This window comes from Intrasporangium sp., assembly GCF_039812505.1.
In the GTDB taxonomy this organism is placed as follows: Bacteria; Actinomycetota; Actinomycetes; order Actinomycetales; family Dermatophilaceae; genus Intrasporangium_A.
On sequence record NZ_JBDIAQ010000106.1, the window covers coordinates 1 to 11998 of the forward strand.

Below are 11998 nucleotides of genomic sequence, written 5' to 3' on the forward strand. Positions count from 1 at the left end.
GCGCCGTCGTCGGGCCGGCGGCGCGACCTACCCGGTGTAGATGGCGTAGCCGTCGCGGCCGAGCGTGAAGCCCGTGCCCGAGATCCGGTCGTAGCAGGACACCCCGAGCGGTTCGGCCAGGCAGGCCACCGTCCCGCCGGAGTTCTTTGCGGTCTGCCCCTTCTGCAGCTTCGGTGCGTCCGGTCGGACGATCGTGTCGGAGTTGCACTGCGGCTCCGGGCCCGCGTCACCGAACACGATCCGGCCGATGTCGTGCGCCCCGGCGCCCCCGCGACAGCGGTCGGCCGGCGGCTTGATCCGTCCGCCGTCGGTCAGCTCGCACCCGACGACCGGGTCCGTGAGCGAACAGAACACGCCGGCGTACGTCGCCACGAAGTCGGTGCGCAGCCGCGGTGCGAGGCGGCCGTGGTTGATCCGGTCCACGAGGGCCTGCAGGGCGTCGGCGTCGGTGCTGGTCGTGACCGTCGGCGCGGGCGCGCTGGTGGCGGGCGTCATCGAAGGTCCCGGCGCTGCCGACGTGGCGGCGGTGCTGCTCGGCTGCTCGGTGACGGTCACCGTGACCGTGCCCTGGGGAGTGCCCGTACCGGAGCCGGCGCAACCGCAGACCAGCGCCAGCAGCGCGATCCCCCCGACCAGCGACCCTCGCCTCAGCACCCCTGCCCACATGTGTGCCAGTATGCCGCCGCGTCCGCGGAGTTCGCCGGCATACCGCGGATCACGCGAACCGGGCCGCCTTGGACCCGGCCCACCCGGGACGGCGCGGTCAGTTGTCCGGGGGCCAGCTCGCGACGATCTTGGCCCGGCGCTCGGCCCACTCACCCTGCAGCTGCGCGAGCCGCGCGGTGAGGAACTCCACGAACTCGACGGACAGCTGCATCCGGCGTCCGGCCGGGGTCTGCGGCCCCCCGACCGCGGCGACCCCCTGGCTCACGCTGCGCTGGATCGCGGTCATGACCCGGTCGCGGTTCATGACCGCCTCGTGCCAGGCGTCGGCGCGCACCACGTAGACGTCGCGCCTGCTGCCGCGCTCTCGCTCCTTGCCGATCATCCGGACGTGGGTGAGATAGTTGACCGCGCCGGAGATGGCGGCCGGACTCACCGCGAGCGCCTCGGTCAGCTCGGCAGCGGTCATGCGTCCGTCGTCGTCGGCCAGGAGCCGGGCGAAGACGCGGGAGGCGAGCCGCGGCATCCCGGCATCGGTCAGCACGTCACCGAACCGCTCGACGTAGCCGGCCACGGCCCGCTCGTCGCGTCGCCCCCGGCCACCGCTGCTCGCCACCGTCGCCTCCTCGTCCGCTCGCGCCCAGTCTAACCAGAGGATCCAGAACATTCACTAGTTCTTGAATCCTATGTACACTCGGGAACATGACAGCGGCAATCGCGGTCCGCGACCTGCACAAGTCGTACGGCGCCACCCGCGCGCTCGACGGACTGGACCTCGCGGTCGAGAAGGGTGAGATCCACGGCTTCCTCGGGCCGAACGGCGCGGGCAAGTCGACCACCATCCGGATCCTGCTGGGGCTGCTACGCGCCGACGGTGGCACGGCCACCGTCCTCGGCGAGGACCCGTGGCGGGACACCGAGACGTTGCACCGGCGCCTCGCCTACGTCCCGGGCGACGTCAGCCTGTGGCCCAACCTCACCGGCGGTGAGGCCATCGACCTGCTGGGTCGGCTGCGTGGTGGCCTCGACGAGAAGCGTCGCGCCGACCTCGTCGCCCGGTTCGACCTCGACCCCACGAAGAAGGGCCGAAGCTACTCGAAGGGCAACCGGCAGAAGGTCGCCCTCGTCGCGGCCCTGTCCGCCGACGTGGAGCTGCTCCTGCTCGACGAGCCGACCTCGGGGCTCGATCCGCTGATGGACGCGGTCTTCCGCGGCGCCGTCTCGGAGTTCACGGCGGGCGGTGGCACCGTGCTCCTGTCGAGTCACATCCTCGGCGAGGTGCAGGCCCTCGCCGACCGGATCAGCATCATCCGGTCCGGACGCAACGTGGAGTCCGGCGCCCTGGAGGCCCTCCGGGGCGGATCACTGACCAGGGTCGAGGCCACGACGGCCACCCTCGTCGACCGGCGCGACCTGGAGCGGATCGCCGGCCTGGTCGACCTGCTCGTGCAGGGCGAGCGGGTCACCTGCTCGGTGGCCACCGACCACCTGGGGGAGCTGCTCGCCGCGCTGGGGGTGAGCGGCATACGGACCCTGGCCAGCTCACCACCCACGCTCGAAGACCTGTTCATGCAGCAGTACCGCACCTCGGAGGCGAGCCTGTCATGAGGGGCCTAGTGGGGACCGGCACCCTGCTGCGGCTCGCGCTGCGCCGCGACCGAGTCGTGCTGCCCACCTGCATGGTGCTCCTCGTCCTGCTCGCCGCCGGATCGGCACAGGCCGCGCTGGAGCTCTACCCGAGCCGCGCGGAGCTGACGCAGGCCGCCGAGGCGGTCAACGCCTCCCCCGCGATCGTCGCGATGTTCGGCCCGATCTCCGACCCGGCCAACCCCGGAGCCATCGCGAGCTTCAAGACCGTCTCGATGGGTGCGGTCCTGATCGCCCTGCTCGCCCATGCCCTCGTGCGGCGCCACACCCGCACCGAGGAGGAGGCCGGCCGCACCGAGCTCGTGGGCGCCGCAGTCGTCGGACGTCGGGCGCCGCTGACCGCAGCGGTCCTGCTCGCGGTCGGGGCCTGCGCCATGACCAGCGCCGTCGTCACCCTCTCGCTCGTGGCGCTGGGCCTCGACGCCCCGGGCTCGATCGGGTACGGGCTCTACTGGCTGTCGGCCGGGCTCGCCTTCACCGGTGTCACCGCGGTCGCAGCCCAGCTGACCCAGACGGCGCGTGGCACCTCGGCGTGGGCGCTGGGTGCGCTCGGCGTGGCCTACGTGCTGCGCGCGGTCGGCGACTCGTCGCCGGGGCGGTCGGCTTGGCTGACCTGGCTCTCGCCGCTCGGCTGGGGCGAGAAGCTCGAGATCTACGGTGCCGACCGGTTCGTCGTGTTCCTCGTGCCGGTCGGGTTCACCGTGCTGACGGTCCTGACGGCCTATGCGCTGCGGGAACGTCGCGACCTCGGCGCGGGGCTGATGGCCGGGCGACCCGGCCCGGCCCGGGGGGCCGCGTCGCTGTCGAGCCCGTTCGCTCTCGCGTGGCGGCTGCAGCGGGGCGCGTTCACCGGCTGGGTCCTCGCGTATGCGCTCCTCGGGGCGGTCCTGGGCAGCGTCGCGCTGAACGTCGGCGACTTCGTGAACGACCCCAAGGTCGAGCAGATGCTCCGTCAGCTCGGCGGCAACGCCGGCTCGCTGTCCGACATCTACCTGGGCGCGGAGATCAACTTCCTCGCGATCGGCGCGGCGGCGTATGGGATCTCTGCGGCGCTGCGGCTGCGTTCCGAGGAGGTCGAGGGGCACGCGGAGCAGGTGCTCGCGACGCGCACGTCGCGGCCCGCCCTGCTCGGCAGCCACGCCCTCGTCGCACTCGGCGGCAGTGCCCTGCTGCTCGTCGTGACCGGAGTGGGTATGGCGCTCAGCTACGGCCCGGCCGCCGGTGGGGTGGGCGCCACGCTGGCCCACCTGCTGCCCAGTGCGCTGGCTCCGATCCCGGCCGTGTGGGTGTGCGTCGGGCTCGCCCTCGTGGTCTTCGGCGCGCTCCCCCGCCTCGTGGTCCTGGCCTGGGCGGCGCTGACCGCCTTCCTGGTCGTGGGCGAGTTCGGCTCGATCCTGCGGCTGCCGCAGGCGGTGGTCGACCTGTCGCCGTTCGTGCACGCGAGTGTGCCGCCGGGCGGTTCGGCGTCCGGGGTGCCGCTGGTGGCGCTGCTGCTGGTCGCCGCGGCGCTCGCGGTGACGGCGGTGGGCGCCTTCCGGCGCCGCGACCTGACCACGGCCTGACACCGGCCGAGCCGGCAGGTCCTCACGGTCGGTCCGTCAGCAGCGGTCCGAGCCCGTGCCCGCCACTACATTGACAGCGTGACCTCACCGATCCCGGGCTTCTGGGCCGTCATCCCCGCGGGCGGGTCCGGCACGCGCCTGTGGCCGCTGTCCCGGCGCTCGGCGCCGAAGTTCCTGCTCGACGTCACCGGGTCCGGGCAGTCCCTGCTCCGCGCCACGTGGGCCCGCCTGGCTCCCCTGGCCGGCGACCGGATGCTCGTGGTCACCGGCGCGATCCACTCCGAGGCCGTGCGGCTCCAGCTACCCATGCTCTCCGCCGAGTCGGTCGTGGCGGAGCCGACCCCACGCGACTCGATGCCCGCCATCGGGCTCGCCGCGGCGCTGGTGGAGACACGCGACCCGGAGGCAGTCGTCGGGTCGTTCGCCGCCGACCACGTGATCGAGAACGAAGGTGCCTTCCGCGAGGCGATCCGCGAGGCCGTCGTGCTGGCTCGGACGGGCGAGCTCGTCACGATCGGGATAGCGCCGACCGGGCCGGCAACCGGGTTCGGCTACATCAGGCAGGGGGCCCTCCTCGGGGCTGCCGGGGCGGAGCACGCGCGCCGCGTCGCCGAGTTCGTCGAGAAGCCGGACCTCGCGACTGCGAGACGCTACCTCGCGAGCGGCGAATACCGTTGGAATGCCGGCATGTTCGTCGTCAAGGCGACCACGCTCCTCGAGCTGCTGGCGATGACCCACCCCGACATGGTGCGTGTCCTTCGCGAGATCGCGGCCGCGCCCGAGCGACTGGCCGAGCTGTGGCCTGCCCTGACCGCGATCGCCATCGACCACGCGGTCGCCGAGCCTGCCGCGGCTGCTGGGCGGGTCGCCGTGGTCCCCGCCGATCTGGGGTGGGACGACGTCGGCGACTTCCGGTCCATCGCGAGGTTCGGCGACGATCGCCGCGGTCCGCCCGGGCTCGCCGTCCTCGGCGGCGGCGACGACATCGTCTCGGTCGACTCCACCGGCGTGGCGTACGCGGGCAGCGGCCGCCTGGTGGCTCTCGTCGGCCTGCAGGACGTGGTCGTGATCGACACCCCGGATGCGCTGCTGGTGACCACCCGGGAGCACTGCCAGGACGTCAGGCAGGTGGTGGCCCGGCTTGCCGAGCAGGGGCGGTCGGACCTGCTCTGACGCCCCCCTGTGGCGACTTGTTCGACACATCTGGCCCGGACGGCATCCTTGTCGGCATGGGCGGCGCCATCGCTCGGGAGGTGGGTCAGGCCCAGCGGGACCGCGCGCTCAGCACCGCGAGCGCGGCCGGCCCGGCCGAGGAGGTCCGCAGGATCGTCGGCCCGAGCCGGACCGGCCGCGCGCCCGCGTCGGCGAGCGCGGCGAGCTCGCGGTCGGTGATCCCGCCCTCAGGTCCGACGACGACCAGCACGTCGCCGGAGCCGGGCAGCCCGACAGCGGTGAGGGGCTCGGTCGCGCCCTCGTGCAGCACGACGGTCAGGGCCGACCGGCGGACCCGACCGACAAGTGCGGCCAGGTGCACCGGGGCGGAGGTGAGCGGCATCCGGGACCGGCGGGACTGCTTGGTCGCCCGGGTCACCACGGCCCGCCACCTGGCCAGCGACTTCTCGGCCCGGTCGCCACGCCACACCGCGACGCACCGCTCGGCCTGCCACGGGACGACCTCGTCGGCGCCGAGCTCGGTCGCCGTCTCGACCGCCTGCTCGTCACGGCCGCCCTTGGCGAGGGCCTGCACGAGCACGAAGCGAGGGTCCGCAGCGGGCTCGTCGGACACCTCGACGACGCGACCGTGGACGGCGGCCTTCGCGACCGTCTCGGCCTCGACCAGGACCCGCCGCCCCGCTCCGTCGGCGAGGTGGAACAGCTCTCCCGGCCGGACCCGCACGACCGTCACGGCGTGCCGCCCCTCGGCGCCGTCGAGCCGGACCGGGCCCCCTACCTGGACACCGGACAGGACGTCGGCCGGGGCGAGGAAGAGCTGGTGGGTCACCCGGCCTCGCCCTTGAGGGCGTCGCGCAGCTTGCCGAAGATGCCCTTGTCCTCCGGGTGCAGGCGCCCGTTGGGCCGGTTCTCCCCGCGCAGGGCCGCGAACTCGCGCAGCAGGTGCTCCTGCTCCTCGGTCAGGTGCGTCGGCGTCGTGACGTTGGCGCGCACGCGCAGGTCGCCGCGGCCCCCGCGTTGCAGGTGGGTCACGCCCAGGCCGCGCACGGTCACGACGTCGCCGGGCTGGGTGCCCGGCCGGAAGTCGACGTCCTGCATGCCGTCGAAGGTGGACAGCTTCATCGTCGTGCCGAGCGCGGCCGTGGCCATCGGCAGGTCGACCGTGACGTGCAGGTCGTCGCCGCGACGGGTGAAGGTGTCGTGCGCACGGACCCGGATCTCGACGTAGATGTCGCCCGCCGGCCCGTTGCCGGGCCCGACCTCGCCCTCCCCGGCCAGCTGGATGCGGGTGCCGGTGTCGACACCGCCGGGCACCTTGAGCTTGATCGTGCGGCGGGTGCGCACCCGGCCGTCGCCGGAGCAGTCGTGGCACGGGTCGGTGAGCATCGAGCCGTAGCCCTGGCAGGCGACACAGGGCCGGGAGGTCATGACCTGGCCGAGGAAGCTGCGCTGGATCTGCTGCACCTCGCCGCTGCCGCCGCACACCGGGCAGGTCTGCCGGCCGGTGCCCGGCTGGGCCCCGTCGCCACCGCAGGTGCGACAGCCGACCGCGGTGTCGAGGGTGAGCTCCTCCTCGGAGCCGAAGACGGCCTTGGACAGGTCGATGTCGAGCCGGACGAGCGCGTCCTGCCCGCGCTGGACCCGCGAGCGCGGACCCCGCGACCCGGCTGTGGCGCCGGCGCCGAAGAAGGCGTCCATGACATCGCTGAACGAGAAGCCGGCTCCGGCGAACCCGCCCTGGCCGGCGGTCGCGAACGGGTCGGCACCGCGGTCGAAGGCACGCCGCTTGTCCGGGTCGGACAGCACGTCGTAGGCCTGCGAGACGCGCTTGAACTCCTCCTCCGCCTCCGCCCCCGGGTTGACGTCGGGGTGCAGCTTGCGAGCCAGGCGACGGTAGGCCCTCTTGATCTCCTCCTGGCTCGCGCTGTGCGAGACACCGAGGACGGCGTAGTAGTCGTTCAAGCAACTGGTCCTTTGCTCGTTCAGGTGTTCCGTGCGTCGCCGAGGATGTCGGAGACGTAGCGGGCCACGGCACGCACCGCGGCCATGGTGGTCGGGTAGTCCATCCGGGTCGGCCCGAGCACGCCGAGGCTGGCGACCCGCTCGCTCCCGGTGCCGTACCCGACGGAGACGAGCGAGGTCGACTGCAGGCCGGAGACCGGGTTCTCGTGGCCGATCCGCACCGACACCAGCTCGGGGTCCTCGCTCAGCCCACCGAGCAGGCGCAGCAGCACGACGTGCTCCTCGAGGGCCTCGAGGATCGGGCCGATCGAGCTCGGGAAGTCGGCGCGTGACCGGGCCAGGTTGGCCTGGCCGGCCAGCACCACCCGCTCCTCACGCTCCTCGACGAGGACCTCCTCGATGGCCATCACGACCGGCTCGAGGACGCGCCTCTCGTCGTCGGAGAACTCGTCCACCAGCGTGCGCAGGCCGCTGGCCGCGACCCGCAGGGGCAGGCCGGAGGCCAGCTCGTTCACCCGGCTGCGGGCCGACGACACCAGCGTCTCGCCCTCGGGCGAGGTGAGCTCGGCGCCGGTGTCGACGACGCGCTGCTCGACACGGCCGGTGTTCACGATCAGCACGACCATGAGGCGGGCGCCGCCCATCGGCACGAGCTCGATGTGACGCACGGTCGAACGCGTCAGGGACGGGTACTGGACGACCGCGACCTGACGGGTCAGCGACGCGAGCAGCCGCACCGTGCGGTCGATGATGTCGTCGAGGTCGACGGCACCCCGGAGGAACTGGGTGATCGCGGTGCGCTCGCCACGGCTGAGCGGCTTGACCTCGCTCAGGCGGTCGACGAAGACGCGGTAGCCGAGGTCGGTGGGCACCCGGCCCGCCGAGGTGTGCGGCGCATGGATCAGGCCCTCCTCCTCGAGCACGGCCATGTCGTTGCGGACGGTGGCGGCCGAGACCCCGAGCCGGTGTCGCTCGACGAGCGCCTTCGAGCCGACCGGCTCGGACGTCTGGACGTAGTCCTGCACGATCGCGCGCAGGACGTGCAGCCGCCGGTCCTCGGACATGCCCCCCGCCTCCTTCCGATCGCTGCGCAGTGGTGCCGGCGGCCCGGCCCGGCGCCTCGCCCGCGCGCGGGACGGGTCTGGCACTCCCGTTCACCGAGTGCCAAGTCTACGACCCTTTCATGACACGGCCGCCCGGGCACGTCCTCTCAGGGTGGCACCCGCGTGGCTTCCGCGTCGAGCCCGGCGAGCGGCATACCCTCTCTGAGCGTGCCCCCCATCGACCGCTACGGATCCGACGTCCTGTCCGGCGACTGGCGCCTCCCCCGGCGCGGCCGCTCCGTCGAGGTGGCGGCCGAGCCCGACCTGGTCGTGGAGGAGGTCGAGACCGGCTGGGTCGGTGCCGTCGTGCGCGTCGAGAAGGCCGGCGGGATGCACGTCGTGCACCTCGAGGACCGGCACGGGCGGCTGCGCGCCTTCCCGCTCGGCCCGGGCTTCCTCCTCGACGGCCGCCCGGTGACCCTCACCAGGCCGGTGGCGGCAGACTCGGCCGCGCTCGCCGCCGCCCGCTCGGCCCGCTCCCGCACGGCGAGCGGCTCCGTCGCGGTGCCGGACGCCAGGGCCAAGGTGGCGAGCGGGTCGCGCATCTACGTCGAGGGCCGCCACGACGCCGAGCTCGTCGAGAAGGTGTGGGGCGACGACCTGCGGGTCGAGGGGGTCGTCGTCGAGATGATGGATGGCGTCGACGACCTCGCCGGGGTCATCGCGCAGTTCCAGCCCGGTCCGGGCCGACGACTGGGCGTGCTGGTCGACCACCTCGTGCCGGGCACGAAGGAGTCGCGGATCGTCGAGCAGGCGCGGTCGCTGCCCGGACTCGCGGGGCACGTCCTCGTGCTCGGGCACCCGTACGTCGACGTGTGGCAGTCGGTGCGCCCGGAGCGGCTCGGCTGGCAGCGCTGGCCGGTCGTCCCGCGGGACACCTCGTGGAAGCACGGCATCTGTGCCGCGCTCGGCTGGCCGCACGACACCCAGGCCGACATCGCGCTGGCGTGGCGGCGCATCCTCGGTCGGGTGCGGACCTACGCCGACCTCGAGCCGGCGTTGCTGGCCAGGGTCGAGGAGCTGATCGACTTCGTCACCGCCCCGACCGCCTGACACCGGCCTCCCGGTGCTGCCCGGGGGGCGCGCCGCGCGGAGTCAGCGGACCCGACGGCGAGGTGCCACGACATGGCGGACGAGCAGGCGGCGCAGCGCGTTGAACGGCGGGTAGGCGACCGACACCAGGTCGGGGCGGGTCGGCGAGTCCAGGACCGGCTTGGTGTGGGAGAAGACGTCGAGCGACGCCTCCCCGTGGTAGCTGCCCATGCCGCTCGCGTCGACGCCGCCGAACGGCAGGCCCGGCACGGCCAGGTGGGCCATCGGCAGGTTGAACGTGAGGCCGCCCGACGAGGTGCCGGTCAGGAAGCGGCGCCTGGTCTCTGCGTTGCCGGTGAACACGTAGAGCGCGAGCGGCTTGTCGCGGGCGACGATCCGCTCGATGGCCTCGTCCACCCCGCCGACCTCGAGCAGCGGCAGGATCGGGCCGAAGACCTCCTCCTGCATCACCGCGTCCTGCTCCTGCACGCCGTCGAGGACCGTCGGCTCGATGTAGCGCGTCGCCGCGTCGCTCCGGCCACCGGAGACGACCCGGGCGGGGTCGACCAGCGCCGTGAGACGCCGGAAGTGCGGGTCGTCGACGACCCGCCCGTAGGCGTCCGACCGCGACGGGTCAGCGGTGTAGAAGTCCCGGATCGCCTTGGCAAGCAACGGCTTCAGATCGTCGAGGACTTCTCGCGTCGCCAGCACGTAGTCGGGCGCGACGCAGGTCTGGCCGGCGTTGGCGAACTTGGCCCAGGCGATCCGCCGGGCGGCCACCTCGAGGTCGGCGTCCGCGTCGACGAAGGCCGGCGACTTGCCCCCGAGCTCGAGCGTCACCGGGGTCAGATGCCCGGCCGCCGCCTCCAGCACGACTCGTCCGACCGCCGCGCCACCGGTGTAGAAGATGTGGTCCCAGCGCTGTTCGAGCAGGGCCGTGGTCTCCGGGATACCGCCCTCGACGATCCGGACGGCCGAGCCGTCGAGGTGGGCCGGCACGAGCTGCGCCAGCGCGCGGGAGGTGGCCGGGGCGTGTTCGCTCGGCGACAGGACCACGGCGTTGCCGGCGGCGAGCGCCCCGGCGAGCGGGGTGAGCGAGAGCTGCAGCGGGTAGTTCCACGGGGCGATGACCAGGACCACCCCGAGCGGCTCGCGGACCACCTTCGCCCGCGCGGGCCACAGGTGGAACGGGACCGGCACCCGTCTGGGTCGCAGCCATCCGTCGAGGTGGCGCCGCAGGTGGGCGACCTCGTTGCCGACGAAGCCGATCTCGGTCACCCACGACTCGACCGGGTGCTTGCCCAGGTCGTCGGCGAGCGCCCGCGCGAACACCTCCTCGTTGTCGACGAGCATCCGCTGCAGCGCCTCGAGCTGCCCGACGCGCCACGCGTAGGGCTTGGTGACGCCCCGCTCGAAGGTGTCCCGCAGCTGCCCGACCAGTTCGACGAGGTCCGTCCCCATGCGGCCATTGTGGGGCAGCGCGGCCATTGTGCAGCTGTGCGGCAGCGCGGCCAGGTCAGGGTGCCAGCAGCCGGTGCACGACGGTGTCGGCCAGCAGCCGTCCGCGACGAGTCAGCACGAGCCGGCCGGCCCTCGCGACGGGCGCCCCCTGCACCAGTCCGTCCGCGACCAGACCCGCGACGGCCTGCCGGCCCCGCTCGCACAGCTGCTCCACCGGCAGCCCGTCCACGACCCGGGAGCCCAGCAGCACCCGCTCGTCGTAGCGCTGTTCGTCGTCGAGCGTCTCGCGGGCCTGCGCCGGCGAGCGCCCGGAAGCCAGCCGAGCGGCATACGCGTTGGGGTGCTTGACGTTCCACCACCGCACGCCACCGACGTGGCTGTGCGCGCCGGGCCCCACCCCCCACCAGTTCGCGCCGGTCCAGTAGCCCATGTTGTGCCGGCACCACGCGTCGCGTGAGCGGGCCCAGTTGCTGACCTCGTACCACCCGAACCCGGTTGCGGTCAGGGCCTCGTCGGCGATCTCGTACTTGTCCGCCTCGTCATCGTCGTCGGGGGCGGGCAGGTCGCCTCGGCGCACCCGGGCAGCAAGCTTGGTGCCGTCCTCGACGACCAGCGCGTACGCGGACACGTGGTCGGGGGCCAGGTCGATCGCGGCGTCGAGGCTGTGGCGCCAGTCCTCAACCGACTCCCCCGGCGTGCCGTAGATCAGGTCGAGGCTGACCTGCAGGCCCGCGGCCCGCGCCGCCGCGACCGCCCGGGTGACGTTGGCCGGGTCGTGGGTGCGCTCGAGCGTGCGCAGCACGTGCGGGACGGCCGACTGCATCCCGAGGCTGACGCGCGTGAAACCCCCGGCGGCGAGCTCGACGAGCGACTCGGGCGTGACCGAGTCGGGGTTGGCCTCGGTCGTGACCTCCGCGTCGGGCAGCAACCCGAACCGCTGCCGTATGCCGCTCACGATCCTCACGAGGTCAGCCGACCTCAGTATCGTGGGAGTGCCGCCACCCACGAACACGGTCGACACGGGCGGCGCCTCGGGGCCGAGCACTCGGGCCGCGAGGTCGAGCTCGGCCAGGGCGGCTTCGGCGTAGGTGTCGATGCTCGCGCCGTGCAGGCCCAGCTCGGGGACGGTGTACGTGTTGAAGTCGCAGTAGCCGCAGCGGACGCGGCAGAACGGGACGTGCACGTAGATGCCTAGGGGCGTGCCGCCGAGGCCGGCCAGCGCCGGTGCGGGCAGGGCGCCGTCAGCGGGGGCGGGGTCACCGTCGGGCAGCGCAGCGGGCACGGACCCCATCATCCCAGCTGCAGCGGCCCGGGCGTGATCGGGCCGGCGGCGGACTGGTGGCTACGTGGCCCGGACGACGGCCACGACCGGCGGCTACGGCCCGCGGCTACGTG

Annotated in this window: 11 protein-coding genes; 4 read left to right on the forward strand and 7 right to left on the reverse strand. The window is 73.5% G+C overall.

Annotation, left to right across the window (positions count from 1 at the left end; genetic code table 11):
- Positions 1-27: 27 nt before the first annotated feature.
- Positions 28-666: a hypothetical protein gene (locus tag WMI84_RS13030; protein ID WP_347353813.1), complete on the reverse strand. Its 639-nt coding sequence runs from the start codon at positions 664-666 to the stop codon at positions 28-30.
- Between the two features lie 97 nt (positions 667-763).
- On the reverse strand, positions 764-1330 hold the full coding sequence (locus tag WMI84_RS13035; protein ID WP_347353815.1) for a MarR family transcriptional regulator: 567 nt from the start codon (positions 1328-1330) through the stop codon (positions 764-766).
- A gap of 35 nt (positions 1331-1365) precedes the next feature.
- Between WMI84_RS13035 and WMI84_RS13040 the strand changes: the two genes are divergently transcribed.
- The 3 genes from WMI84_RS13040 to WMI84_RS13050 all read left to right on the forward strand — a co-directional run bounded on the left by WMI84_RS13040 (position 1366) and on the right by WMI84_RS13050 (position 5045).
- The gene (locus tag WMI84_RS13040; protein WP_347353817.1) at positions 1366-2271 is read left to right on the forward strand and encodes an ABC transporter ATP-binding protein; all 906 of its coding nucleotides are present in this window, start codon (positions 1366-1368) and stop codon (positions 2269-2271) included.
- On the forward strand, positions 2268-3872 hold the full coding sequence (locus tag WMI84_RS13045; RefSeq protein ID WP_347353819.1) for a polyketide antibiotic transporter: 1605 nt from the start codon (positions 2268-2270) through the stop codon (positions 3870-3872). The genes WMI84_RS13040 and WMI84_RS13045 overlap by 4 nt, the downstream gene beginning before the upstream one ends.
- Before the next feature lie 78 nt (positions 3873-3950).
- Positions 3951-5045: a sugar phosphate nucleotidyltransferase gene (locus WMI84_RS13050; RefSeq protein WP_347353821.1), complete on the forward strand. Its 1095-nt coding sequence runs from the start codon at positions 3951-3953 to the stop codon at positions 5043-5045.
- Between the two features lie 85 nt (positions 5046-5130).
- On the opposite strand, the gene WMI84_RS13055 is transcribed toward WMI84_RS13050, so the two are convergent.
- Genes WMI84_RS13055 through hrcA form a run of 3 tightly spaced genes read right to left on the reverse strand, consistent with a single transcriptional unit; the run spans position 5131 to position 8071 of the window.
- The gene (locus tag WMI84_RS13055) at positions 5131-5874 is read right to left on the reverse strand and encodes a 16S rRNA (uracil(1498)-N(3))-methyltransferase (protein ID WP_347353823.1); all 744 of its coding nucleotides are present in this window, start codon (positions 5872-5874) and stop codon (positions 5131-5133) included.
- Positions 5871-7007 (reverse strand): molecular chaperone DnaJ, encoded by a 1137-nt coding sequence (dnaJ, locus tag WMI84_RS13060; protein WP_347353825.1) that lies wholly within the window; start codon positions 7005-7007, stop codon positions 5871-5873. The genes WMI84_RS13055 and dnaJ overlap by 4 nt, the downstream gene beginning before the upstream one ends.
- A 20-nt stretch (positions 7008-7027) precedes the next feature.
- On the reverse strand, positions 7028-8071 hold the full coding sequence (gene hrcA / locus WMI84_RS13065; protein ID WP_347353827.1) for a heat-inducible transcriptional repressor HrcA: 1044 nt from the start codon (positions 8069-8071) through the stop codon (positions 7028-7030).
- A 201-nt stretch (positions 8072-8272) separates the two neighbouring features.
- Between hrcA and WMI84_RS13070 the strand changes: the two genes are divergently transcribed.
- Positions 8273-9163, forward strand: a complete 891-nt coding sequence (locus WMI84_RS13070; protein ID WP_347353831.1) for a DUF3097 domain-containing protein — start codon at positions 8273-8275, stop codon at positions 9161-9163.
- A gap of 42 nt (positions 9164-9205) precedes the next feature.
- Here the strand turns inward: WMI84_RS13070 and WMI84_RS13075 are convergent, their stop codons facing one another.
- Entirely contained in the window at positions 9206-10603 is a 1398-nt protein-coding gene (locus tag WMI84_RS13075) for an aldehyde dehydrogenase family protein (protein ID WP_347353829.1), read from the reverse strand.
- Positions 10604-10658: 55 nt separating this feature from the next.
- Positions 10659-11894 (reverse strand): radical SAM family heme chaperone HemW, encoded by a 1236-nt coding sequence (gene hemW, locus WMI84_RS13080; RefSeq protein ID WP_347353833.1) that lies wholly within the window; start codon positions 11892-11894, stop codon positions 10659-10661.
- Positions 11895-11998 lie beyond the last annotated feature (104 nt).

What these genes read in the sequence shown, in the direction of transcription:
- WMI84_RS13030 (WP_347353813.1), bottom strand. Translation starts at nt 666, where the DNA reads ATGTGGGCAGGGGTGCTGAGGCGAGGGTCGCTGGTCGGGGGGATCGCG.
- WMI84_RS13035 (WP_347353815.1), bottom strand. Translation starts at nt 1,330, where the DNA reads ATGTTCTGGATCCTCTGGTTAGACTGGGCGCGAGCGGACGAGGAGGCG.
- WMI84_RS13040 (WP_347353817.1), top strand. Translation starts at nt 1,366, where the DNA reads ATGACAGCGGCAATCGCGGTCCGCGACCTGCACAAGTCGTACGGCGCC.
- WMI84_RS13045 (WP_347353819.1), top strand. Translation starts at nt 2,268, where the DNA reads ATGAGGGGCCTAGTGGGGACCGGCACCCTGCTGCGGCTCGCGCTGCGC.
- hrcA (WP_347353827.1), bottom strand. Translation starts at nt 8,071, where the DNA reads ATGTCCGAGGACCGGCGGCTGCACGTCCTGCGCGCGATCGTGCAGGAC.
- WMI84_RS13075 (WP_347353829.1), bottom strand. Translation starts at nt 10,603, where the DNA reads ATGGGGACGGACCTCGTCGAACTGGTCGGGCAGCTGCGGGACACCTTC.
- hemW (WP_347353833.1), bottom strand. Translation starts at nt 11,894, where the DNA reads ATGGGGTCCGTGCCCGCTGCGCTGCCCGACGGTGACCCCGCCCCCGCT.